Origin of the sequence: Streptomyces sp. DH12, assembly GCF_020873895.1 — a bacterium.
Lineage (GTDB): Bacteria > Actinomycetota > Actinomycetes > Streptomycetales > Streptomycetaceae > Streptomyces.
Map to the genome: position 1 here is coordinate 33680 of NZ_JAHWGT010000004.1, position 23305 is coordinate 56984.

Below are 23305 nucleotides of genomic sequence, written 5' to 3' on the forward strand. Positions count from 1 at the left end.
CTTCGGGCCCTCCCGCGGCGACGGCCCTCGCACACCCCGCCCGCCCCGTTTTCTTGCCGGTCCCTTTTCCGGACCTTTCTGTGAAGTTGGTCGACATACCGGTCAGTACCCGGCAGTGTGACCCCTGAACGCGAGCCGCCGGTCCCACGCCTCCCCGCCACGGACCCCGGCACACGAGCCTGTCCTCCTCCCCTCCACGGCCGCACGGGACCCGCATCCCGCGCGGCCGTCGTCATGCGCGCGCGGAGTCGCGGCAGACCGCCGCGACCCGCGCGCGAGCGCCGGCCGGCACAGGCCCTGACGAAGCGTCCGGTCATCGTCCGACGGCCCGCGCGCCGGCGACAACGGGCCCGTGGGTCAAGAACCCGTAAAGACGTTCCGCCCGATGGGCAGCGTTCACGTAGGTGACCCGGGAGGGTCTTGACCGCCTGCCCGTACGGACGGTTCAATCCCCCGAAAGCCCCGCTCCCGCACGGGGTGCCGCTTGACCGCACCGTACTGACGAAGTGCCGTGGCGTTCACAGGGCGGACCCCTGGAGGGGGCAATGAACAGTCTCGACTGGGCCGTGCTCATCGGCTACTTCGGCGTGATGGTGGCCATCGGGCTCTGGTCGCACAGACGCATCGACGACGTCGGGGACTTCTTCACCGCGGGCGGCCGCATGCCGTGGTGGCTCTCCGGCATCTCCCACCACATGTCCGGCTACAGCGCCGTCATGTTCACCGGCTACGCGGGCATCGCCTACACCTACGGCGTCACCTCGTACGTCACCTGGTCCCTCCCCATCGCCGTCGGCATCGCCATCGGCGCCCGGCTCTTCGCGCCGCGGCTCAACCGCCTCCGCTCCCGGCTGCGCGTCGCGTCCCCGCTGGAGTACCTGAAGAACCGGTACGACCTGCGCACCCAGCAGGCCCTCGCCTGGTCCGGGGTGCTGCTGAAGATCGTCGACGTCGGCGCCAAGTGGGCCGCCATCGCCACGCTGCTCTCCGTCTTCACCGGCATCTCCCTCAACCAGGGCATCCTCATCACCGGCGTCGTCACGGGCGTGTACTGCACCGTCGGCGGACTGTGGGCCGACGCGCTCACCGAACTCGGCCAGTTCGTCATCCAGTTCTTCGCCGGCATCGCCATGCTCGTCGCCGTCCTCGCCGAGCTCGGCGGTGTCGGCGCGCTGTGGACGGTGTGGGACCGGCCGGAGCTCCAGGGCCACGCGGCACCCACCGCAGGGCCGTACACGACGACCTTCCTGCTCGCGTACCTCTTCATCAAGACCTTCGAGTACAACGGCGGCATGTGGAACCAGGCGCAGCGCTACATGGCCACGCCCAGCGCCCGGGAGGCCACCCGGTCCGCGTGGCTGTCGGCGGCGCTGTGGCTCGTCTGGCCGCTCGTCCTCTTCTTCCCCATGTGGTGCGCGCCCCTGCTGGTCACGCCGGAGAAGCCCGACGCCTCCGACGCGTACGCGCTGATGACCGGCGAGCTGCTGCCGCACGGACTGCTCGGGCTGGTCGTCGTCGGCTTCTTCTCCCACACGATGGCGATGTGCTCCTCCGACGCCAACGCCATCGCGGCCGTCTTCACCCGGGACATCGCCCCCGTCCTGTCGAAGGCCGCGCGCGGCTGGTCCCACCGGGCGGCGCTGCTCGCCGCCCGGTGGTCGACCGTCGCGTTCCTCGCGCTGTCGATGGGCATCGCCACCCAGGTCGACTCGCCCGCCTTCAAAGACATCATCACCGTCGTCATCAAGTGGGTGGCCGGGCTGATGGGCCCCATCGCCATCCCGTTCATGCTGGGCCTGCTGCGGCCCTTCCGCCGCTCCGGCCCGACCGCCGCGCTCGTCTCCTGGGCCGCCGGGCTCGTCGCCTTCTGGCTCACCAACTACGGCCTCGACGGCGTCGAACTCCAGGTCCAGATCGTCTCGCCGGTCGCCACGTCGCTCGTCCTGTACGTCCTGCTCGGCCACCTCAAGCCCGAGGACACCCCCGAGCGGGACGCCGTGCTGGACCGGATCAACACCGAGGCCGACGGCGCCGGCACCGGATCGCCCGATGCCGGGTCGCCCGGCCCCGGGTCCTCTGACGCCGGGACGCCCGACGCGGGCCCGCCCGGTGCCGGATCGCCCGATGCCGGATCGCCGGCCGGCGTTCAGCCGCGCGGGTAGCGGGCCAGCCAGCCCGGCGACGCCGCCGACGGGCCGTGCAGCGCCGGGCCCTGCGTCATCTCCAGGGCGAAGTCGTCCGCCAGCTCCAGCACCGTGGCCCGCCCCTCCAACTCGGCCAGCCAGGCCGGCGGCAGGGCGGTCTCCCCGTGCAACGCCCCCAGCAGGGCCCCGGCGAGCGTGCCCGTCACCTCCGACGGTCCGTCGTGGTTCACCGCCAGGCGCAGCCCGTGCGGCACGTCCTCGGCGACCAGCGCGCAGTACACGGCGATCCCCAGGGCGTCCTCCGACACCTCCCCGTCCGTGTCGCCCAGCGACGCGATCCGGTCCGGGCCCGGCACGCCCTCGCGCACCGCGGCGACCGCCCGCTCCAGGGCGGCGGCCACCGGCTCGTGACCGGGCCGCTCGGGCAGCTGCGCCAGCGCGCCGCGCACCGCCGACTCCACGTCGAGGCCCCGCGCCACCCCGTGCACCACCACCGCGTACGCGCCGGCGGCCAGGTACGCCGCCGGGTGGCCGTGCGTCTGCGCGGCGCACTCCACCGCCAACTGGCACACCAGGTGCGGCTCCCAGCCCACCAGCAGCCCGAACGGCGCCGACCGGACCAGGGCGCCGGCGTCCCGCGCCGACGGGTTCTTCGGCGCGGCCGGCGTGCCGAGGACCTCGTCGCCCAGCCCCGTCAGGCAGGCGAGGGGCGGATCGCGGCGGGTGTACAGCCACTCCTGCGCGGCCAGCCAGCCGTTGTCCTTGCGCCGCTCGTCCGGGCCCCAGTCCCGCTGGGTGGCCGCCCACCGCAGGTAGGCGCGGTGCAGGTCGGTCGGCGGGTGCCAGGCGCCGGTGTCCCGGCGCACCTGGGCGCGTATCAGCCCGTCGACGGTGAACAGGCCCAGCTGGGTGGCGTACGTGACGGCGCCGCGCCGGCCGTGGGCCGGCACCAGGTCCGTCAGGCCGTCCGCGCCGTGCAGCTCGCGGATCGTCTCCACCGGCAGGCGGGACACGCCCGCGCCGAGCGCGTCGCCGATCGCGCCGCCCAGCAGGCAGCCCCGCACCCGGGCGCGGAAGTCCTGCTGCTCGGCCCGGCCCCAGACGGTCGCCGCTGTGGTACTCACCGACAGGCCTCCCCCACGACATGGCTCCGGCGCAGCACTGTAATCGAACGGGTGCCGGGCGCCGAGGGCCGTCCGCGCGACGGACGACGGTTATTCGCCGCGCGCCGGGAACTCGCACGGGGGATCCTCCGACTACCTGTCCGGGGTCGTTTTCGGCCCGCTTCGGAAAGACGAGTCAGGAGTTCCCCATGCAGCGTCGTTCGTGGTGCGGTACCGCCGCCCTCCTGGCGTTCGCCGCGGTCGGCTGCGGGACCGCCGACAGCGGATCGGCTGAGCCCGCCGCGGCCGGCGGCGCGGGCGGCGCCGGCTACCCCGTCGAGGTGACGGACTGCGAGGGCGGGAAGACGACGTTCACCGCGGCCCCGCAGAAGATCGTCACAAGCAACGCCTCCAGCCTGGAGCTGCTGCTGCGCCTCGGCGTCGGCGACAAGGTCGTCGGCACCGGCTTCCCGCCCGCCAAGGGCTCCCTCCCCGCCGAACTGGACGGCCGGGCGCAGCAGGTGAAGGTCCTCAGCGACAGCGTCATCCCCAAGGAGAAACTGCTCGGCTCCGGCGCCGACCTCTACATCGACACCTTCGCCTCGGTGAACCGCGGCGGCCACGGCATGGGCGACGTGCCGACGGAGAAGGAGTTCGAGACCGTCGGCATCAAGCACGTCTACCTCAAGTCCACCGCCTGCTCGGCCTCCGCGAAGGGCCCCGTGACCGACCTCGGCAAGGTGACGGAGGACATCCGGACACTCGGCGCCATCACCGGTACGTCGGCGAAGGCCACCGCGCTCGTCGACGAGATGAACCGGAAGGTCGACGACGTCCGCAAGGCCGTCGGCGGGACACCGGAGAAGGACCGGCCCACGTACTTCTTCTTCGACTACGACGCCGGCACCAAGCAGCCCATCGCCGTGTGCAACCGGCAGATCGCCAACGCGGTGATCTCCCTGGCCGGTGCCCGGAACGTCTTCGCCGACTGCGACGCCACGTTCAAGCCGGTTGGCTGGGAGGACGTCGTCGCGGCGGACCCGGACTGGATCCAGCTCGCCGTCCGCAACCGCGGCAGCGCCGCCGAGACGGAGAAGGCGTACGACGAGGCCCGCGCCTGGCTGCGGGGCAACGCCGCGACCAGCGGGCTGAAGGCCGTCAAGGAGGACAGGTTCCTCAGGATCGGGTCCGAGGTCACGACCATCGCGGGTGTGCGGAACGCCGACACCGTGCACCGCATCGCCGCGACCCTGTACCCCGGCAAGGTGAAGGCCGACCGCTGATGCCCACGAAGGAGGCCACGGCCGGGAGCCCGCCCGCGGCCGGGGGACCGGCGCGCGGACCGGCCCCCGGCGGGGCCGCCGGGCAGGACACCGCGAAGACGGCCGGCGTGCGCCACGTGCCCGCCGGCGTCCTCGCGGCCGTCCTCGGCGCGGCGCTGCTCGCCGCGCTGACGTTCGCCGTGGCCTGGGGGTCGACGGACGTCCCGCCCCGCGAGGTGTGGTCCGTGGTGCTGCGCCGGCTCTCCGGCGAGGCGCCCCGGCCCGGCACGTCCGACCTGATCGTCTGGCAGCTGCGGCTGCCGCGCGCCCTGCTGGCCGCCGTGGTCGGCGCGGGCCTCGGCCTGATCGGCACGGCCGTGCAGGCGCTCGTGCGCAACCCGCTCGCCGACCCGTACCTGCTGGGCATCTCCAGCGGCGCGTCGCTCGGCGCGGTGGGCGCGCTGGTGCTCGGGCTGGGCGCGGGCGGCGCGCTGGGCCTCGGGGTGTCGGGCGCCGCCTTCGTCGGGGCGCTCGCCACGTTCGCGCTGGTGTGGCTGATCGCCCGGCGCGGGGGCAGCTTCTCACCGCTGCGGCTGGTCCTCGCCGGGGTGGGCATCGGGCAGTTCCTCACCGGGTTCACCAGCTACCTGGTGCTGCGGGCCGGTGACGAGCAGCAGACGCAGGGCGTGCTGTTCTGGCTGATGGGCAGCCTCGGCGGGGCGAGCTGGGAGACCCTGGCCGTGCCGGCGCTGGCCGTGCCGGTGGCGCTGCTGCTGCTCCAGGCGCGGTCCCGGCCGCTGAACACGATGATGATGGGCGACGAGACGGCCGCGGGGCTCGGCGTGAGCCCGGCCCGGCTGCGGCGCGAGCTGTTCGTGGTGACGAGCGTCCTCACCGGGATCCTGGTCGCCGTCTCCGGGGCGATCGCCTTCGTCGGCCTGATGGTGCCGCACGCCTGCCGCCTCCTCGTCGGCGCCGACCACCGCCGGCTGCTGCCGGTGTCCGCCCTGTTCGGCGCGGTGCTGCTGGTCGTCGTCGACCTGGTCTGCCGCGTCGCCCTGGACGGCGAGGAGCTGCCGGTGGGCGTCGTCACCTCGCTGATCGGCGCGCCCGCGCTGCTCTACCTGCTCGACCGGCGCCTCGGGAGGACCGCGTGAACGTCTCCGTCGAGGAGTTGAGCGTCGCCTACGCGGGCCGGGCCGTCGTGTCCGGCGTGCACCTCGTCGCGGGCGACGGCGAGATCGCCGGTCTCGTCGGGCCCAACGGCAGCGGCAAGTCCAGCGTCCTGCGGACCGTGTACCGGCACCTGAAGCCGGCGGCGGGCCGGGTCCTGGTCGACGGCCGCGACGTGTGGGACCTGTCACCGGCGCAGGCGGCACGGCAGGTGGCGGCGCTGCCGCAGGAACGGACCAGCGACTTCGAGCTGACGGTCGGCGACATCGTCATGATGGGCCGCACCCCGTACAAGGGGCCGTTCGCCGGGGACAGCGCCACCGACCGGGCCGTGGTGGCGCGGGCGCTGGAGCAGGTCGGCATGGCGCAGGCCCGCAACCGCTCCTTCTCGGCGCTGTCCGGCGGCGAGCGCCAACGCGTCCTGCTGGCTCGGGCGTTGGCGCAGGACCCGGACGTGCTGGTGCTGGACGAGCCGACCAACCACCTCGACGTGCTGCACCAGGTGGAGCTCCTCGCGCTGCTGCGCGAGCAGCGCCGCACCACCCTGGTGTCGCTGCACGACCTGAACGCCGCGGCGTCGGTCTGCGACCGGCTGCACGTGCTGCACCAGGGGCGGGTGGTGGCGTCGGGGACGCCGCACGAGGTGCTGACGCCGGAGCTGCTCGCCGAGGTGTTCGGGGTGCGGGCGGCCGTGGTGGAGCACCCGCTGACGGGCGATCCGCTGATCGCGTTCGACCACCGTTCACCGGCCGGGGCAGCGGCCGGGACGGTGGCCGGGGACGTCTCCGCGCCGGCGGCCCGGCCGGCGGCGGCGACCCCGGCCGGTCCCCCTCCGGGAGTGACGGAACCGGAGCGGGTGCCCTGACGGGCGGCGAGGGGCCGCCCTTGGCAGAGGGCGGCCCCCCGGGGGACCAACGCGGAGAAGACGAGAAGGAAGAGGAGGTGGACGGGGTGAACGGTGCGGCGGAGCTACGCGGTGTGGCCGGCGGGCGCCCCGTCCAGCGCTCCCGCGGCGCGCGCCCTCATGGTGGCCAGCACGTCGTCGCGGTGGTAGAAGACGCGGCGGCCGTTCTTGTGGCGGCGCCAGCGGTGGGTGTTGGCCAGCCAGTACACCGTGCCGGAGGCGATGCGCCAGCCGACGGCGATGTCCTGCGCGGTCAGCCCGGCGGCCCCGCGGCCGGGGCGCGCGGGTGCCTCGTGCAGGGTGTGCCACAGCTCCGGCGTCCAGGTGTGCCCGCGCTCGACGGAGCACGTGATGGCCGCCCGGCCCGACGGGGCGCCGGAGCCGAGGTGCGCGACGAGCGTGCCGTGGCAGCCGGGCCGCACGCACGGGCCGACCACCATGCGGCGGTCGGTGCGGCCGGACAGCTCGGACCAGGCGGACTTGACCAGTTCGTCGGTCTCGGCCACGAGGTCCCCCGCCGCGTCGTGGCCGGCCAGCCAGCCCGCGTGGTGGCCGAGGAAGGCGAGGAGCGCGACGGTGTTGCGGGTGGGGGCCTGCACACCCCGTTCCTCCCGGACCACCGCCGCCCAACTCGCCAGCACGCCGCGTATTCGGTCCCTCAGGTCCACGGCGTGGGTGTTGAGCGGGATGCCGGGCGCGCCGCGTTCCCTGACCCGCTCGACCACCCCCCGCGAGGCCCTGGACGAGGCGAGGGAGTGCGTCAGTTCGTTGTAGAGCTCTCCGAGCGCCACCAGGTTCCTGGTGATCCGCCGGCGGGTCACCTGGGTGCTCGGGTTATGGGTGGGAATAGCGGCACATGGCATGGGGCATCCTCTGCGAGCGTATGACGACGGCATCAATGAGCCTGCGGGTCCCCACTACCAGGTCGATACCATTCCGTTCCCGCCCGTCGGCGGCCCCGGCCGGCCCTTGACAAAAACCCCCGCACGCCAAGAAGATGGGCGTCAGGTTGGTGTTTCATGCCCGCTTCGGGCAGCACCTCCGGGGGGCTTCGCGTTTTCCGCGTAAACACCGCGTAAAAACCGGTGTCGATCCGCGCTGAACCGCACCGAACCGCGCTCCTCTGAAATGCAATGCGCTCATCTGCCCAGCTCAGCTGGGTTGTTCGGCATGCCCAAGGGCACTCTCGGCACCATTCGCCCTTCCCCGGCACGACGCCCCCGCGGTCCCACCAGGCGGCACCACGTCATCGGCGCGCCCCTTTGACGTGCGCCCGCCGGGCGGTTCGATCTCCGTGGCCGGAAACAGCCGTACGAGCGGTATTGGTAATTCCGCCGCACCCCGCACCCCCATCGAGGAATTGAGGCCGACATCACTACGCGCACGGAAACCACGGAAACCGGTCTGCGGTCCGTGGACACGGTCCTTTTCGATCTCGACGGCACGCTGGTCGACACGCTGGACGACATCGTCCGCGCGGTCAACACCGCGCTGCGCGACCACGGCCTGCCCGCCCTGACCCGCCCGGAGGTCCGAGGCCGCGTGGGCGAGGGCGGCACGGCCCTCGTCGACGCCTCCGTCCGCGCGTCGGGGCGCGACGTGGGGCCCGCGGTCGTGGCCCGGGTGCAGGAGGCCTACCTGGCGGGGTACGCCGCCTCCCCCGCCGAGGAGTCCCGGCCGTACCCGGGGGCGGAGGAACTGCTGACCCGGCTGCGGGCGGCGGGCGTCCGCACCGCGCTGTGCACCAACAAGGCCGGCGGCGTCACCCACGCCCTGCTCGGGGCGCTCGGCCTCGACGGCGCGTTCGACGCCGTGGTGACGGGGGACGACCCGGTCGGCCGCAAGCCGTCGCCGGAGCCGCTGCACCACGCGCTGAAGCTGGCCGGCGGCTCGACCGGCCTGATGGTCGGCGACAGCCGGCACGACCTCGCCGCCGCGGCGTCCGCCGGCATGCCCGCGGCGTGGGTCGGCTTCGGGTACGGCCGGCCCGACCCCGGGCAGGCACCCGACTTCGAACTGCCCCGCCTCGACGCGCTGGAGGCCGCGGCACGCGCCGCCGGCCTCCACCTGCGCGCCACCCGATGACCGCACCCACCCATCCCTCAAGGAGGGAACGATGTCCGGTTCACCCGCGGATGAGATACTCCGTCTGGTCTTCTCGTTCCGCCGTCTCGCCCACGGCGCCGCGGCCGACTGCGCCGCCGGCGGCTGCGAGCAGTGCTACGCGCTGCACCGGCCCAAGGTCGAGCACTTCATCGAACAGGGCGTTCCCGTCCACTTCGTGATCCCGGCGTTCCCGGCCAAGTCGCCGAACCCGGAGAAGGTCCTCGGCACCCTGCCGGACATGGCCGAGCGCGTCTCGCTGGAGTTCCTCCAGGAGCTGTGCGACTACACCCGCCACTACTACGAGCCGGGCGCCCGCATCACCATCTGCTCCGACGGCCACGTCTTCAGCGACCTCGTCGGCGTCGGCGACGCGGACGTGGCGACGTACGGCGTCGAGCTGGAGGCGCTGCTCCACGCGATCGGCGCCGACGCGATCAACACCTACGGGCTCCAGGACGCCTTCCCCGGCTTCCCCTTCGACGAGCAGCGCGCCATGCTCACCAGCCAGTACGCCGTCCCCGTCGAGGACGTCCGCGCCCGCGCCCTCAAGGAGCCCGCCGCGCGGAACATCTTCGGCGGCATCCACCGCTTCCTCTTCGAGGACCGGATGGCCACGACCACCGGCCGCAGCCGCAACAGCGTCCGCGAGGAGACCAAGTCCCTCGCCTACCACGTCATCCAGCGCAGCGACGCCTGGAGCAACCTCGTCGAGGACTTCTTCCCCGAGGCGCTCCGCCTGTCGATCCACCCCCAGGTGAGCCACTCCCAGAAGATCGGCATCCACATGATGCGGACCCGGGACAACTGGCTGACGCCCTGGCACGGCGTGGCGCTCGACGACGGCGAGGGCGTGCGCCTGGTCAAGCGCAGCGAGGCCGAGCAGCTCGGCGCGACGCTCGTCCGCCGCGGCGGCCGGGACAGCCACTACATCGCACCGGACGTCTCGTCGTCCCTCAAGCCGCTCATCGAGGAGGTCGCTTCATGACCGCGTACACCGTCACCGCCCTCAAGCCCTTCGGCGCCGTCGTCGAGGCCCGCGAGCCGGGCACCGACCTGGGCGACGTCGACCCGGCGGCCGTCCGGGCCCTGGTCGGCGAGCACCGCGTCGTCGTGCTGCGCGGCTTCCGCCCCTGGACGCACAAGGACGACCTGGTCGCCTACGCGCGGCGCTGGGGCGACCTGCTGTCGTGGAACTTCGGCGAGGTGCTGGACCTGGAGGTGCACGCCGACCCGAAGGACTACGTCTTCACCCCCGGCGAGGTGCCCTACCACTGGGACGGGGCCTTCGCCGAGAAGACCCCCACGCACCAGATCTTCCAGTGCGTCCGCGCCCCCGCCCGGGGCACCGGCGGCCGCACCACCTTCTGCGACACCACCATGGTCCTCGACGCGCTCCCCGCCGAGCTGCGGGCCCGGTGGGAGGCGCTGCGGATCACGTACCGCAAGGAGAAGACGGCGCACTACGGGGGCCACATCACGGCCCCGCTGGTCCAGCGCCACCCGCACACCGGCGAGGCGGTCGTGCGGTACGCGGAGCCGCTGGACCCCGAGAAGTTCCTGAGCCCGCTCTTCCTCGACGTCGAGGGGCTGCCCGAGGGGACCGACGCGGACAGCTTCTTCGAGGACATCCGGGAGCGCCTGTACTCCCCGGACGTCATGTACCAGCACGCGTGGGAGGACGGCGACTTCGTCGTCACGGACAACCACGCGCTGCTGCACGGCCGTACCCCGTTCACCCAGGGCTCGCCGCGCCACCTGCGGCGCGTGCACGTCCTGTGAGCGCCACACGCACCACCGGCTGACGAGAGGCGAGACTTGATGCGACCGTACTACGACGTTGTGATCATGGGTGGCGGACCGGGCGGTTCGACGCTCGCCGCACTGCTCATGCGACAGGGCGGACTCAGCGTCGCCGTGTTCGAGAAGGAGGAGTTCCCCCGCGAGCACATCGGGGAGTCCTTCGCGCACCCGCTGATACCGGTGCTGGAGGAGAGCGGGGCCCTGGAGAAGGTCCTGGCCAGCGACTGCTATGTGAAGAAGTTCGGCGGGATCTTCCAGTGGCGGGGCGCGGACCCGCACGTGGCGTTCTTCGACCACGACAACACCGTCCGGGACGGGGCGCACCGCTGGGCGGTGCACGCCAACCGCTCGGAGTTCGACTCGATCCTCCTGGACCACGCGCGGGACTGCGGCGCCGAGGTCTTCGAGGGCGTGTCGGTTGCCGACTGCTCGCCCCTGGCCGACGGCACCGGCCAGGAGGTGACGCTGAAGGATGGCCGCACGGTGCGCGCCGGGTACTTCGTCGACGCCTCGGGCCGGCGCAACAGCGTCGTGACGAAGAAGAAGCGCGAGTGGCTCTCCGGCTACCGCAACATCGCCATCTGGCAGCACTACCTCGGCGGGAAGCCGACCCAGTCGCTGGAGGGCGACTGGAACGTCTTCCGCGAGCACGACATGTCCCCGATCGGCTGCTTCGCCTTCCGCGACGGCTGGTGCTGGTACATCCCCGTACCGAAGATCATCGACGGGGAGCGGGTGGTCACCCACTCGATCGGCATCGTCACCGACCCGGGGATCCTCAAGCAGCCGGGCACCGACTTCACCGACGCGGAGGTCTTCCTGCGCACGGTGAAGGAGGTGCCGAAGCTCAAGGAGCTGATCGAGGACATCCGGCCGCTCGGCGACAAGATGCTGACGGCGACCAACTACTCGATGATCAACGACCGGTTCGCGGACTTCGACGGGCGTTGGATCCTGCTCGGCGACGCCTCGTACTTCGTCGACCCGCTCTTCTCCTCCGGTGTCGCCTTCGCCACCAACCAGGCGCGCGCCGCCGCCGCGCTGATCCGCCACAGCACCGGATCGCAGATGAGCGAGGAGGAGTTGCGCGGGCTGTGGGAGGACTACGACACCGAGTGGCACGGCATGGCGTCGTCGTTCGCGCTCTCCATCGACCAGTGGTACCACGCCATCGGCAAGGACAACCCGGAGAGCGTCTACTGGAACAGCCGCGGCACCGAGGGCCCGGCCGGCCCGAGCCACGAGAAGACGTTCCAGGCGCTGCTGAACACGGCGTTCACCCCGGACCTCCTCCAGGTGCTGGCGCAGGGCGAGGGCCTGGCCGGGCTCGACGTGGACGGCCCGTTCATGTCCGCCTTCGCCAAGGCCCACGAGCTGGAGCTCACCGCCGACACGAAGGTCTCCCTCAAGGAGGGCGTGGCCGTCCTGCGGGGCCCGGCGTTGGACATCCCCGGCTTCAAGGCGGCCATCCCGCCCGACCCGGACCTGGTGCCGGAGGAGGAGCAGCGGGCCATCAAGGCGTACTGGGAGGACCCGGTCGCCAACGGCCACCTCGTCGAGTCGCCGCTCGACCGGCCGCTGGACTGCCACCGGTTCCACATCCCCGGTGACCCCGAGGCCCCGCAGGTGCGCGGTCTGGACGAGCGGGACGGGGCGGCGGACCTCTGGGCGCGGCTCCGCGGGGGGCCCGTGCTCTGGAGCGAGCTGGTGGAGGGCCTGCACGAGGGTCAGGAGCGGCTGCTCAAGCGGCTGCTGCACGCCGGGATGCTGGAGCTGGGCAACCGGGCCTGACCCGGCCGTCCGGCCACCCCGGCCGGGCCCGACGGCACTCGGCCCGTGCCGGCGCACCGCACAGGCGCCGGCACGGGCCGCCCCACCTACCACGTACCACTCGCACCACGTACCACTCGCACCACGTACCACTCGCACAGCAAGCACCACCCACCGGGAAGCACCACCTGCACCACCTGCACCACCTGCACTGCCTGTACCAACCACCGCACCACCCGCTCCACCCGCGCCGCCGCCGCCCGCCGACGCCCGCCCACGGCGGCGCGGGTGGCGGCGGCGCGGCCATCCAGCACGTACCAGCAGAGGTGAGGTCGCATGGGTCAGAACAGCACGGCGGGCGAGGACAGAGCGGTCGCGCGGTGGCGCGACCTCCTCGGGCCCGAAGCCGTCGCGTACGACGAGGACGCCCTCGCGGCGGCCACCCGCAACACGTCGGCGTTCGCGCCGCGCCGCGTGGTGGCCGTGCTCCGGCCCTCCGACCCCGACCAGGTCGAGCGCGTCGTACGGATCGCCCGCGAGGAGAAGGTGCCGCTCCACGCCTACAGCACCGGCCGCAACTGGGGCCTCGGCTCCCGGCTGCCGGTGCGCGACGGCTGCGCGCTGCTCGACCTGTCCGCCATGAACCGCATCCGCGCGGTGGACACCGCCGGCCGGTACGCGGTCGTGGAGCCCGGCGTCACCCAGCTGCAGCTCGCCGACCACCTCGCCGAGCACGCCCCTGAGCTGGTCGCCAACGTGACCGGCTCCTCGCCCGACTCCTCCGTGCTCGGCAACCTCCTGGAGCGGGGCACGGGCTTCCGCCGGCACCGCGCGGAGGAGGTGCGCGGCCTGGAGGTCGTCCTCGGCACCGGCGACCGCGTCCGCACCGGCCTGTGGGCGGGCGAGGGCAGCCGGCAGCTGCACCACTACCCGTACGGGATCGGGCCCTCGCTCGACGGGCTGTTCGTCCAGTCCAACCTGGGCGTCGTGACCGCCGCGGTCGTCGACCTGCTGCCGCGCCAGGAGGAGCTGCGGCTGCTGATGTTCACCTGCTCCGAGACGGCGCTGCCGGGCGTGGTCGACGCGGTGCGCGGGCTGTTCCTGCGCGGGACCGTCCGCTCCATCGTGCACGTCTTCAACGACAAGCGGATCCTCGCCATGACGCGCAGCGACCGGGTGCCGACCTGGACCGGCGCCGTGGCCGTCGACGGCACCGCCGCGCAGGTGGCCCTGGCCGTCGAGGACATCACCGCCACCCTCGCCGCCGAGGGCGCCGCCGTACGGGTGGTGGGCGCGCGGGACGCGGCGGGCCCGGACGCCGACCCGATGGTCGCCGCCATGTACGACGTGCACTCCGGGCGGCCGACGACCGCCTTCCTCCAGGGGCTGTACCAGTCGGTGCCCGGTGCCGCCGTCCCGACCGACCTGGACGTCCTGGACGACACGACGGTCGGCTACCTGGCCTGCATGCCGGTGGCGGCGGTCGACGGGCGGACGGTCGCCGACCTCGTGGCGCTCGTCGAGAAGACCTGCGCCGACCACGGCCTCGTCCCCGCCATCGCCGTCAACCCGACGGGGCCGGACTACCTGGAGTCGGTCGTCAACCTCTACTTCGACCGCACGGACCCGGCACAGGAGGAGGCGGCGCGGGCCTGCAACACCGAGCTGCACCAGCGGCTGTACGCCGACGGCTTCCGCTTCTACCGGGTCGGTGTCGAGACGATGGAGACCCTCACCGGGTGGGACACCGCGCCGTGGGACACCGTGGCGCTGCTGAAGGACGCGCTCGACCCCGACGGCATCCTCTCCCCCGGCCGCTACGCGCCCCTGCGCCCGTGACGCCCACCGGTCCGCGCCGCCGCCCGGCGGCGCGGACCGGGGCGGCCCGTGCCCGCGCGGCCACTCAGCGGCCGGCCGTCACGCGGTCGGGCGCCGGCGCCTCGGCTGCCGGTCCGCCGGGGCCGCCGCCAGGCCGCCGGGCGGCGCCGCGGCGGGTGGCGAGGAGCAGGACGCACACCCAGGCCGCGCCCGCCGAGACGGCCAGCGCGTACCGGGCGCCGTGCGCGGAGCCGGCGAGGCCCCAGGCGGCGCCGGCGAGCGCCGGCCCCATGGCGAAGCCGAGGCTGCGGGAGAGCTGGACGAGGGAGCCGGCGATGCCGACGGCCCGCGGCGGCGCGGCGGTCATCACCAGCGTCTGCGTCGGCCCGCCGTACAGGCCCATGCCGGCGCCGGCGAGGGCGAGCCGCCAGGCGACGTCCGCCTGCGTCCAGTGGTCGCCGCTGAGCGCGAGGAGGGTCAGGCCGACCGCCGTCACACAGGCGCCGGCGAGGGCCGTGGGCCGGGGCCCGAAGCGGTCGGCGAGGCGCCCGCCGACGGGGCCCATCAGCCCCATGGCGAGGGGGAAGGCGAGGACGGTGAGCCCGGTGGCGGTGGCGGACAGGCCGCTGTCGCCCTGGAGCCGCAGCGCCACGACGTAGTGCATGGCCGCGAACCCGGCGGCGAGGGAGAACACGGCCCCGTACACCCCGGCGACGCCGGAGGCGCGCACCACGTCCAGGACGGGGCGGGCGGCGGGCCGGCGCGTCCACCACACCAGCGGCGGCACCGCGGCGAGCGCGAGCAGCAGCCAGGCGGGGACCGCGGGGGCGAGGGTGAGGCCGAGGAGGACCGCGGCGACGGCGCCGCCGACGAGCGCGGCGTCGACGAGCGGCTGCCGGCCGGGGGCGGTCAGTCCGCCGCGCCTGGGCAGGACGCGCACCACGACGAGCAGGGCCACCACGCACACGGGGATCTTGACGAGCAGGACCGCCCGCCAGCCGAACGCGTCCAGCAGGACGCCGCCGACGGCGGGGCCGGTGACGGCGCCCAGCGGGCCGAGCGTCGCGGGCACGCTCATCGCGCGGCCGCGCAGGGACGGCGGTACGGCGCGCATCACCAGGACGGGCATGAGGACGAACAGCAGGGCGCCGAAGGTGCCCTGGGCGATCCGGGCGACGGCCAGCCACGCCATCCACGGCGCGAGCGCCGCGAGCATCCCGCAGAGGGTGAAGCCGGATATCGCGAGGATCAGCGCGGACCGCAGCCCGACCCCGCCGTCCTTGCCCGCTCCGCCGCCCTTCCCCGCGCCGTCGCGGCCCCGCGCGCCGCCGTCCAGCCAGCGGCCCGCCGGCAGCAGCATCGACACGACGGCGAGCTGGTAGCCGAGGACCGCCCACTGGGCCATCGACGGGGAGACGTCCAGGTCGGTGGATATGGTGGCGAGGGCGATGTTCACGACGTTCATATCGAGCATTGCCGTGAACGACAGGGCCCCTGCGATGGCGACGAGGATCCACGGACTGCGCTCACCCGTCAACGGGTTCCCCGGCTTGTCGGGCGACTGCTGATCCGGGACGGGTTCCCGTCCGTGGTGCGGCATTGCTCGGTCCTTTCACGCCCGCCGTGCGTCGGGCTACTCCCTTATGGTCGCAGGTGGTTGGGGTCGGGTTCCCCGGCGGCGGGTGTGCGGGGACCGGAAGCGGACGGGCCGCCTTCGCGGTACGGCCGAAAATCGGCGGAGGCTTTCTCCAGGTAGTCGGCCCGCGGCCCGCGCGGGTTCCCGGGGCGGAAGGGGAGAATGCTCACGTGTGGCATTGCCGCCGAGCCGGGTGGATTCGGCGCGCATTCGTGCCAGCATGGATTCCCGGGTCGCGGGAAATCACCTCTCTCCCAGGCGCGGCCCGTCCCTTGTCGGCCCGTCAGCCGCGTGTCCGGGCCATCCCCCGTACCGGGATTCGTGGCTGGCGGGCGCTTTTCGTGCAGGAGCGGAACACCATGAAGGACGTCCAGCCCGAACAGGCCGCGGCCGACCGCCCCACCGACGCCGACCTCCCCCGAGCCGACCTCCCGGGGACCGACCTCCCCGGGGCCGACGGCTCCGGGACCGACGGCTCCGGTACGCCCCGGCCGCGCGGTCCGCTGCTGGGGCTGAGCGGCTTCCTGGCGCTGCTGGTCGCCCTGCTGGCGGTGTCGTACACCGTCGGGTCGTTCGCCGGGCCCGTCGCCCCCGGCCTCCACCCCGGCACCAGCCGGCCCGCCGACATGCCCGGCGGCGAGGACGGCGGCGGGATGGACATGGGCGGCATGGACATGGAGGAGAGCCGATGACCGCGCCCGGACCCGTGGCCGACGCCACGACCACCACCGACCTCGTCATCGGCGGCATGACGTGCGGGGCGTGCGTCGCCCGCGTCGAGAAGGGGCTGGCGAAGCTGGAGGGCGTCGTCGCGTCGGTCAACCTGGCCACGCACACCGCCCGCGTCACGCACCCGCCCACCTACACCGTCCCCGACCTCGTCGCCGCCGTCGAGCGGTCCGGCTTCACCGCCGAACCGCCCGCGCCGCCGAAGTCCGAGGACGAGTCCGAGGCCGGCCGGCAGGAGCGGCGCGACCAGGAGGCCGCCGCCGAGGACGCCGAGCAGCGCCGGCGGCTGATCGTCACGGCGTTCCTCGCCGTGCCCGTCCTGGCGCTCTCCATGATCCCGGCCCTCCAGTTCAGCAACTGGCAGTGGCTGTGCTTCGCGCTGGCCGCGCCGGTCGCGTTCTGGAGCACCTGGCCCTGCCACGTGAAGGCGGTCCGGGGGCTCCAGCACGGGGCGTCCACGATGGACACGCTCGTCTCCCTCGGCACCGTGGCGGCCTTCTCCTGGTCGACGTACGCCCTGTTCTTCGGCGGCGCCGGGCAGCCGGGCATGACGATGCCGTTCACGCTGCTGCCGTCGGCGTCCGCGGGCGTCGCCCACATCTACCTGGAGGCGGCGGTCGCCGTCCCGCTGTTCGTGCTGACCGGGCGGTACCTGGAGGCCCGCGCCAAGCGCGGCACCGGCGCCGCGCTGCGGTCGCTGGCCGAGCTGGCCGCCAAGGAGGTCTCCGTACGCTGCCAGAAGTCGGGGCGCGAGCGGCGCGTCCCGATCGACCAGCTGCGCGTGGGGCAGGTCTTCGTCGTACGGCCCGGCGAGAAGGTCGCCACCGACGGCGTGGTCGTGGAGGGCAGCTCGGCCCTCGACCTGTCCCTGGTCACCGGGGAGAGCGACCCCGTCGAGGTCGGCCCCGGCTCACCGGCCGTGGGCGCCGCCGTCAACGCCGGCGGCCTGCTGCTGGTCCGGGCGACCGCGGTCGGCGAGGACACGCAGCTGGCCCGCATCACCAAGCTCGTCACCAACGCGCTCGCGGGCAAGGCCAAGGCGCAGCGCGTCGCCGACCAGGTGGCCGGGGTGTTCGTCCCGGTCGTCCTGGCGCTGGCCGTCACCGTGCTGGGCTTCTGGCTCGGCGCCGGCGCGGACGCCCAGGCGGCCGTGACGGTCGCCGTCTCCGTGCTCGTCGTCGCCTGCCCGTGCGCCCTGGGCCTCGCCACCCCGACCGCGCTGCTCGCGGCGACCGGACGCGGCGCCCAGCTGGGCATCCTCGTCAAGGGGCCGCGCGCGCTGGAGTCGCTGAAGGCCGTCGACACGGTCGTCCTGGACAAGACCGGCACGCTCACCACCGGCAAGCTCCGCGTCACCGCGGTCACCCCGCTCGACACCGCGGACGGCACCGCGGACGGCGGCCCCTCGCCGCTCCACGCGGTGCTGCGGCTCGCCGGGGCGGTCGAGCAGGGCTCGGACCACCCGCTGGGCCGCGCCATCGTCGGCCACGCCCGGCGGACCCTCGGAGAGGACGCGCTGCCGCAGGTCGCCGACTTCGCCTCGACGACCGGCGTGGGCGTCGCCGGCCGCGTCGACGGCGTGCGGGTGGAGGTGCGCGCCCCGGGCGACGAGGTGCTGCCCGAGCCGCTCGCCGCCGCGCTCGCCAAGGCGGAGGCCGCCGCCCACACCCCGGTCCTGGTCAAGGTGGACGGCTCCGCGGCCGCGCTGATCGCGCTGGGCGACACGCTGCGGCCGGGCGCGTACCGCGCCGTGGAGCGGCTGCGGCGGCTCGGGCTGCGGCCCGTGCTCGCCACCGGTGACCGCGACGCCACGGCCCACGCCGTCGCCAAGGAGCTGGGCATCCCCGCGGCGGACGTCCACGCCCGCTGCACGCCGGAGGACAAGGCCGCGCTGGTGGCCGCCATGAAGGGCGAGGGCCGCCGGGTCGCCGTCATCGGCGACGGCGTCAACGACACCGTCGCCCTGGCCGGCGCCGACCTGGGCATCGCCATGGGCGGCGGTACGGACGCGGCGATCGGCGCGGCGGACGTGACGCTGGTCCGCGAGGACATCGAGACCGTCGCCGACTCCGTGCTGCTGGCCCGCCGCACCCTCGGCACCATCCGGACCAACCTGGTCTGGGCGTTCGGCTACAACGCCGTCCTCATCCCCCTCGCGGCGACCGGCTGGCTCAACCCGATGGTGGCGTCCGCCGCCATGTCGGTCAGCTCGGTGGTCGTCGTGACCAACAGCCTGCGGCTGCGCGGGTGGCAGCCCCGGCGCCCGGCCGCGGCCGCGCGCAAGGCGACGGAGGCACACGCATGAGGGCCCTGGTACGCCGCGTCGAGAACGTCCTGCCCGCGGTGGCCGCGGTCGTGGCGAGCGCGGTCGCGATGGGCGGGCTCACCGCCTGGACGGCGGCCGGCGCCGCCGGGACGCCCGCCGAGCTGGACGTGACGCACGCGCGGCTGCTCCAGCCGTTCCCCGGCCGGGAGTCGACCGCCGTGGTGTTCACCGTCACCAACGGCGGCAACGCCACCGACCGGCTGACGGGCGTCAGCTCCCCGGCCGTGACCGAGGCGATGCTCGCGCAGGACGCCGACGCGGGCGAGGCGGCCGCCAAGATGCAGATGATCTCCTCCGTGGAGATCCCCGCCGCCGGGACGCTGGAGATGACCCCGTACGGCACGGACGTGATGGTCAAGCTGCGCGAGCCGGTCCGGCTCGGCCAGCGGATCCCCTTCACGCTCCACTTCGAGCAGAGCGGCGACGTCCGCGCCGAGGCGCTGGTGGTGCGCCACTCGGAGTGGTCCTACCGGTAGCGGCAGGCGAGGAGAGGGCCGTCCACCCCCTGGGAGGGTGGACGGCCCTCTCCGTTCCGATCAGGCCGGGCTGGCCGAACGGACCCCGTCGAGCCGGTGGGCGGGGCCCCCGCAGCACAGCAGCTCCTCGAAGAAGGCGAACACCCGGCGGTGGTAGGCGCCGGCGGCCCAGCCGAGGCTGATGTTGTGCCCGGCGGCGGCCTGGCGGGCCACCTGCACCCGCTCCGCCGCGGTGAAGTACCCCGTCAGCTCGGCCAGCGCCTCCGCGTCGTGCCGCCACCACGCCTCGTGCTCGGCGAACGTCAGCCGCACCGGGACCGTCGTACGCGCCGCCACCCGCGGGAAGTCCCGCGGCCAGCGGGCGGCCTGCGCCACCTCGCGGGCGGGCGGCTCGCAGACCAGCTCGGCGCCGGCCGTGAACGTCCCGGGCGGGTAGAGGCTCGGCGGGCCCCAGTTCCACCGCGGCGAACCCGTGCGGCGGCGCCCGTCCGGGCCGGCGGGCGGGCCGGGGATCGCGCCGGGGCCCGCGCCGGGCGCGGCCCGGCGGTGGCCGCACCCGGAGATGTCCAGCCCCAGCAGGGCCTCGTGGAGCCCGTGGGCGGCGGCGGTCAGCGCCACCTGGCCGCCGAAGGAGTGGCCGAGGACGAGCAGCCCCCCGCCGATCCGGTGCCGGGCGGCGAAGTCGGCGATCGCCGCCCGGAGCAGTTCGGCCTGGTCGGTGAGGCAGAGCCCGTCCGGCAGGTGGGGGGCGGAGGCTCCGTACCCGGGACGGTCGACGGCCAGGACCGTGTAGCCGAGGCGGGCCCCGAGAGCCAGCAGGGACACGCTCGGGTGCGCCCGGCCGTCGAAGTAGCCGGCGGTCATCCCGCCGCCGTGCAGGGCGAGCACGGTTCCCCTCGGCTCCCCGGCCGGCTCGGCGAGCAGACCGGAGAGCGTCAGCCCGCCGCCGGCGTCCAGCGCGACGCGGACGGCCGCGCCGGACGGGGGTGTGCCGGGCATGGCTCCTCCATTCCTCGTGGACGGACGGTGGTCGACCGGCGCCTCGGCGTGCTCCTCAGAGCCGTACGGCGCCGGAGTTGAGGCAGGCCAGCAGGGTGCGGGCCTGCACGTTGACGTAGTGGCCGTGCGCGGTAAGCGAGTTGAGCTGGCCGACCGTCACCCAGCGGTAGCCGGGCGGCGGGTCGACGGGCGCGGCGGCGTCGTCGTCGGTGGTGACGAAGAGGTAGCGGATCCTGGCCTGGAGGAACCGGCCGCCCTCCTCGGAGTGCTCGGCGGCGTAGTGGGCGCCGCCCCGCTCGTCGGCGGCGAGGACCAGGTCCAGGAAGGGCGGCCGGTCCTCGGTGCGCACCGGGTCCCAGTTGCCGGGGGTGCACTGGACGGTGGGGGCCAGCTCGATCGTGTCGAGGTACCCGGCCTCCACCTTCGCGTGGACCAGGACGTGCGGCACCCCGCCCAGGCGGCGGAAGACGAACGCGGCGACGCCGGTGCCGCAGGGTTCGAGCAGCGGCTGCGACCAGCCGGTGACCTCGCGGTTCCCGGCCTCCACGGTCACGCCGGTGATGCGGAAGAAGCGCCCGTCGGGCCGGCCGATGCCCTCCTCGTCCCGCGCCCACGGCTCGACGCCGGCGAGCGGTACGAGCCGCACGTCGACGTCGTGGCGGGCCCGCTCGGCGGTGAACCACGACAGCAGCTCGGTGTCGGAGTGCAGGGCGCCCGGCTCGGGCACCGCCATCGGGAAGCAGGCGAGGACCGTGCGGGCGTCCATGTTGACGACGTGGTCGAGGCGGAGCAGCTCGCCGATCTGGCCGAGGGTCAGCCAGCGGAAGTCCGGGTCGTCGGGTATCTCGGCGTCCGTCTCCACGAGCATGTTCCGGTTGGACTTGCGGAAGAACCACGAGCCGTGTTCCGACTGGAGGGAGTCGGCGAGCACCCGGCCGCGCCCGGCGTCCGTGAAGTGCTCCAGGTACTTCACCCCGGCGCCCTCATGGACCCGCTGGTAGTTGCTGCGGGTGGCCTGCACGGTCGGGGAGAGCTGGAGCAGGCGCGGGTTGCCCGGCTCCATCTTCGCCTGGAGCAGGAAGTGCAGGACCCCGTCGAACTCCTTGGCGAGGATGCCGAGGATGCCCACCTCGGGCTGGTGGATGATCGGCTGCCGCCAGCTGCCGAACGGCCCCTCGTCAACGGCGGCGGCCAGGCCGCGCACCGCGAAGAACCGGCCGCTGCGGTGGACCAGGTCCCCCTCGTCCGGGGTGAAGGACCAGCCGTCGAGCCGGTCAAGCGGCACCCGCCGCACCGCGAACCGGTGGGCGCGGGAACGCTCGGCGAGCCACCCCACGACCTCCTCGGTGCGCAGCTGGTGGCCGTGGCCGACGGCGGCGGCGGAGCGGGCGAGCCGCGCGGCGAGGTCCTGGGCGGCCCGCGGCCGCAGGAGCGCCGCGGCGGTCACGGCCGGCCCCCCTCGGCGCGCTGCTCGCGTTCCGCCTCGTCGGCGAGGTGCGCGACGGTGCGGCGCAGCGCCTCGGAGAAGGGCGTGGCGGGCGCCCAGCCGGTGGCGGCGCGGAACGCGGAGGCGTCGATGGTGACGCTCGCGAAGTCCCCGGCCTCCGCGTGCGCGGGCGGCTCCACGGAGACCACGGGCACGGGCGGCTTGCCGGTGCGGTCCGAGACGAGGACGGCGACCTGCTGGAAGACGGGGCCGAGCCGCCTGCCCTCGCCGGTGCCGAGCAGCCAGTGGCGCCCGGCCAGCGCCTCGGTGTGGTCGACGCCCGCGACGACGGCGCGGGCCAGGTCCTCGACGTACAGCAGGTCGCGGCGGACGCTGCCGTCGTGCCACATGGTGATGGGGTCGCCGGCCAGCGCGCGGCGGGTCATCGCCGAGACGATGCCGCGGTCGCGGGCGGTGGAGCCGGGGCCGTACCCGAAGACGGTGGGCAGCCGCAGGGAGGTGCCGCACAGCACGCCGCGGGCGCTCGCGTCGAGCAGGAGCCGCTCGGCGGCGAGCTTCTGCCGGTCGTACTCGCCGGCGGGCCGGTCCTCCTCGGTGCCGTCGAGGACCTCCTTGTCGGTGGGCCCGACCTGGGAGGCGGCGCCCGTGAAGACGACCTTCGGCAGGGGCCCGGCGCCGCGGGCGGCGAGCGCGTCGACGAGGTCGCGGGCGAGGCCGACGTTGACGCGTTCGGCCGAGGAGTCGCCGTCCTCGATGCGCCAGGTGGAGGTGGCCGCGCTGTAGAGGGTGGCGAGGACGACGACGTCCGCGTCGGCGACGGCGGCGGCCATCTCGCCGGGCTCGGTGAGGTCGGCGGCGCGCACCTCGACGTCGGCGCGGGCGCCGTCCGGGATCCGGGCGGGTCGGCGGGAGACCGCGCGGATCGAGACGGGCCGGGCGGCCAGCTCCCGCAGGACGGCGGAGCCGACGAAGCCGGTCGCGCCGAGGAGCGCGACGCGCGGGGCGGGGTTCACTGCCACAGCGCCGCCTCCACCTTCCGGCAGGTGTCGTACTCGGGCAGCAGGCCGCGGTCCCGTGCCTCGGCGAGGGTGGGCGCGGCGGTGTCCCGCTCGGACTGGGCGAGGGCGTACCCGTCGGGGATCGGCAGGCCCAGGGCGGGGTCGAGGGGGGAGACGGCCAGTTCGTTGGCGGCGGTGTACCCCTCGGACATCACGTAGACGACCATCGAGTCGTCCTCCAGGGAGAGGAAGGCGTGGCCGACGCCGACGGGGATGTACAGGGCCTGGCAGGTGTCGCCGCCCAGTTCGGCGGAGACGTGGCGGCCGAAGGTCGGGGAGCCGACGCGCAGGTCGACGAGGTAGTCGTGGACGCGGCCGTAGGGGCAGTAGACGTACTTGGCCCGGCCGGGCGGGGTGGTCGTGTAGTGGATGCCGCGCAGCACGCCGCGGGCGGAGAGGTTGTGGCTGATGTCGCGGACCGGGAAGAGGGCCCGGCCGCGGGCCCCGCTGAAGGGGGCCTCCTGGTAGGGGGAGGTGAACAGGCCGCGGTCGTCGCGGTGGACGGGCGGCGTGAAGGCGAACGCGCCCTCGATGCCCAGTTTCTGCACCTGCAC

The 23305-nt window shown here is 74.3% G+C and carries 19 protein-coding genes; 12 read left to right on the forward strand and 7 right to left on the reverse strand.

What is annotated here, in order from left to right; translation table 11 throughout:
- The first annotated feature begins 545 nt into the window (after positions 1-545).
- Complete coding sequence (locus tag LPA54_RS04615; RefSeq protein WP_228974003.1) at positions 546-2162, forward strand: sodium:solute symporter family protein; 1617 nt, start codon at positions 546-548, stop codon at positions 2160-2162.
- Here LPA54_RS04615 and LPA54_RS04620 read toward each other — a convergent pair.
- Positions 2147-3268 carry an ADP-ribosylglycohydrolase family protein gene (locus LPA54_RS04620; protein WP_228974005.1) on the reverse strand — a complete coding sequence of 374 codons (1122 nt, stop codon included), beginning with the start codon at positions 3266-3268 and terminating at the stop codon, positions 2147-2149. The genes LPA54_RS04615 and LPA54_RS04620 overlap by 16 nt on opposite strands.
- 188 nt (positions 3269-3456) lie before the next feature.
- Here LPA54_RS04620 and LPA54_RS04625 point away from each other — a divergent pair, with 188 nt between their 5' ends.
- From LPA54_RS04625 to LPA54_RS04635, 3 genes are read left to right on the forward strand one after another with little or no spacing between them, the layout of a single operon-like run.
- Entirely contained in the window at positions 3457-4530 is a 1074-nt protein-coding gene (locus LPA54_RS04625; RefSeq protein WP_228974007.1) for an ABC transporter substrate-binding protein, read from the forward strand.
- The gene (locus LPA54_RS04630) at positions 4530-5666 is read left to right on the forward strand and encodes an iron ABC transporter permease (RefSeq protein ID WP_228974009.1); all 1137 of its coding nucleotides are present in this window, start codon (positions 4530-4532) and stop codon (positions 5664-5666) included. Before LPA54_RS04625 ends, LPA54_RS04630 begins: the two co-directional genes overlap by 1 nt.
- Complete coding sequence (locus LPA54_RS04635) at positions 5663-6547, forward strand: ABC transporter ATP-binding protein (protein ID WP_228974011.1); 885 nt, start codon at positions 5663-5665, stop codon at positions 6545-6547. Before LPA54_RS04630 ends, LPA54_RS04635 begins: the two co-directional genes overlap by 4 nt.
- 104 nt (positions 6548-6651) lie before the next feature.
- Here the strand turns inward: LPA54_RS04635 and LPA54_RS04640 are convergent, their stop codons facing one another.
- Positions 6652-7449, reverse strand: coding sequence for a helix-turn-helix domain-containing protein (locus LPA54_RS04640; protein WP_228974013.1), 798 nt, complete (start codon positions 7447-7449; stop codon positions 6652-6654).
- Positions 7450-7999: 550 nt separating this feature from the next.
- Between LPA54_RS04640 and LPA54_RS04645 the strand changes: the two genes are divergently transcribed.
- The 5 genes from LPA54_RS04645 (at position 8000) to LPA54_RS04665 (ending at position 14101) form a co-directional block, all read left to right on the forward strand.
- Complete coding sequence (locus tag LPA54_RS04645) at positions 8000-8671, forward strand: HAD family hydrolase (protein ID WP_228974016.1); 672 nt, start codon at positions 8000-8002, stop codon at positions 8669-8671.
- A gap of 31 nt (positions 8672-8702) precedes the next feature.
- On the forward strand, positions 8703-9677 hold the full coding sequence (locus LPA54_RS04650; RefSeq protein ID WP_228974018.1) for an L-tyrosine/L-tryptophan isonitrile synthase family protein: 975 nt from the start codon (positions 8703-8705) through the stop codon (positions 9675-9677).
- The gene (locus LPA54_RS04655) at positions 9674-10471 is read left to right on the forward strand and encodes a TauD/TfdA family dioxygenase (RefSeq protein WP_228974020.1); all 798 of its coding nucleotides are present in this window, start codon (positions 9674-9676) and stop codon (positions 10469-10471) included. The genes LPA54_RS04650 and LPA54_RS04655 overlap by 4 nt, the downstream gene beginning before the upstream one ends.
- A 39-nt stretch (positions 10472-10510) precedes the next feature.
- Positions 10511-12283 (forward strand): NAD(P)/FAD-dependent oxidoreductase, encoded by a 1773-nt coding sequence (locus tag LPA54_RS04660; protein WP_267486765.1) that lies wholly within the window; start codon positions 10511-10513, stop codon positions 12281-12283.
- 315 nt (positions 12284-12598) lie between these two features.
- Positions 12599-14101 carry an FAD-binding oxidoreductase gene (locus tag LPA54_RS04665; RefSeq protein ID WP_228974025.1) on the forward strand — a complete coding sequence of 501 codons (1503 nt, stop codon included), beginning with the start codon at positions 12599-12601 and terminating at the stop codon, positions 14099-14101.
- A 64-nt stretch (positions 14102-14165) separates the two neighbouring features.
- Here the strand turns inward: LPA54_RS04665 and LPA54_RS04670 are convergent, their stop codons facing one another.
- Complete coding sequence (locus tag LPA54_RS04670) at positions 14166-15680, reverse strand: MFS transporter (RefSeq protein ID WP_228974027.1); 1515 nt, start codon at positions 15678-15680, stop codon at positions 14166-14168.
- A gap of 395 nt (positions 15681-16075) precedes the next feature.
- Here LPA54_RS04670 and LPA54_RS04675 point away from each other — a divergent pair, with 395 nt between their 5' ends.
- From LPA54_RS04675 to LPA54_RS04685, 3 genes are read left to right on the forward strand one after another with little or no spacing between them, the layout of a single operon-like run.
- Positions 16076-16408 (forward strand): hypothetical protein, encoded by a 333-nt coding sequence (locus LPA54_RS04675; RefSeq protein WP_228974028.1) that lies wholly within the window; start codon positions 16076-16078, stop codon positions 16406-16408.
- Positions 16405-18750, forward strand: a complete 2346-nt coding sequence (locus LPA54_RS04680; RefSeq protein ID WP_228974029.1) for a cation-translocating P-type ATPase — start codon at positions 16405-16407, stop codon at positions 18748-18750. Before LPA54_RS04675 ends, LPA54_RS04680 begins: the two co-directional genes overlap by 4 nt.
- Positions 18747-19247, forward strand: coding sequence for a copper chaperone PCu(A)C (locus LPA54_RS04685; RefSeq protein WP_228974031.1), 501 nt, complete (start codon positions 18747-18749; stop codon positions 19245-19247). Before LPA54_RS04680 ends, LPA54_RS04685 begins: the two co-directional genes overlap by 4 nt.
- Before the next feature lie 60 nt (positions 19248-19307).
- Here LPA54_RS04685 and LPA54_RS04690 read toward each other — a convergent pair whose 3' ends face one another.
- The 4 genes from LPA54_RS04690 to LPA54_RS04705 are packed head-to-tail and all read right to left on the reverse strand — an operon-like array spanning position 19308 to position 23305.
- Positions 19308-20246: an alpha/beta hydrolase gene (locus tag LPA54_RS04690; RefSeq protein WP_228974033.1), complete on the reverse strand. Its 939-nt coding sequence runs from the start codon at positions 20244-20246 to the stop codon at positions 19308-19310.
- Between the two features lie 55 nt (positions 20247-20301).
- On the reverse strand, positions 20302-21693 hold the full coding sequence (locus LPA54_RS04695; protein WP_228974035.1) for an NDP-hexose 2,3-dehydratase family protein: 1392 nt from the start codon (positions 21691-21693) through the stop codon (positions 20302-20304).
- Positions 21690-22712, reverse strand: coding sequence for an NAD-dependent epimerase/dehydratase family protein (locus LPA54_RS04700; RefSeq protein WP_228974037.1), 1023 nt, complete (start codon positions 22710-22712; stop codon positions 21690-21692). Before LPA54_RS04700 ends, LPA54_RS04695 begins: the two co-directional genes overlap by 4 nt.
- Complete coding sequence (locus LPA54_RS04705) at positions 22703-23305, reverse strand: dTDP-4-dehydrorhamnose 3,5-epimerase family protein (protein ID WP_228974039.1); 603 nt, start codon at positions 23303-23305, stop codon at positions 22703-22705. The genes LPA54_RS04700 and LPA54_RS04705 overlap by 10 nt, the downstream gene beginning before the upstream one ends.

What these genes read in the sequence shown, in the direction of transcription:
- LPA54_RS04630 (WP_228974009.1), top strand. Translation starts at nt 4,530, where the DNA reads ATGCCCACGAAGGAGGCCACGGCCGGGAGCCCGCCCGCGGCCGGGGGA.
- LPA54_RS04685 (WP_228974031.1), top strand. Translation starts at nt 18,747, where the DNA reads ATGAGGGCCCTGGTACGCCGCGTCGAGAACGTCCTGCCCGCGGTGGCC.
- LPA54_RS04665 (WP_228974025.1), top strand. Translation starts at nt 12,599, where the DNA reads ATGGGTCAGAACAGCACGGCGGGCGAGGACAGAGCGGTCGCGCGGTGG.
- LPA54_RS04615 (WP_228974003.1), top strand. Translation starts at nt 546, where the DNA reads ATGAACAGTCTCGACTGGGCCGTGCTCATCGGCTACTTCGGCGTGATG.
- LPA54_RS04650 (WP_228974018.1), top strand. Translation starts at nt 8,703, where the DNA reads ATGTCCGGTTCACCCGCGGATGAGATACTCCGTCTGGTCTTCTCGTTC.
- LPA54_RS04660 (WP_267486765.1), top strand. Translation starts at nt 10,511, where the DNA reads ATGCGACCGTACTACGACGTTGTGATCATGGGTGGCGGACCGGGCGGT.
- LPA54_RS04690 (WP_228974033.1), bottom strand. Translation starts at nt 20,246, where the DNA reads ATGCCCGGCACACCCCCGTCCGGCGCGGCCGTCCGCGTCGCGCTGGAC.
- LPA54_RS04655 (WP_228974020.1), top strand. Translation starts at nt 9,674, where the DNA reads ATGACCGCGTACACCGTCACCGCCCTCAAGCCCTTCGGCGCCGTCGTC.
- LPA54_RS04670 (WP_228974027.1), bottom strand. Translation starts at nt 15,680, where the DNA reads ATGCCGCACCACGGACGGGAACCCGTCCCGGATCAGCAGTCGCCCGAC.
- LPA54_RS04625 (WP_228974007.1), top strand. Translation starts at nt 3,457, where the DNA reads ATGCAGCGTCGTTCGTGGTGCGGTACCGCCGCCCTCCTGGCGTTCGCC.
- LPA54_RS04640 (WP_228974013.1), bottom strand. Translation starts at nt 7,449, where the DNA reads ATGCCATGTGCCGCTATTCCCACCCATAACCCGAGCACCCAGGTGACC.
- LPA54_RS04675 (WP_228974028.1), top strand. Translation starts at nt 16,076, where the DNA reads ATGAAGGACGTCCAGCCCGAACAGGCCGCGGCCGACCGCCCCACCGAC.
- LPA54_RS04680 (WP_228974029.1), top strand. Translation starts at nt 16,405, where the DNA reads ATGACCGCGCCCGGACCCGTGGCCGACGCCACGACCACCACCGACCTC.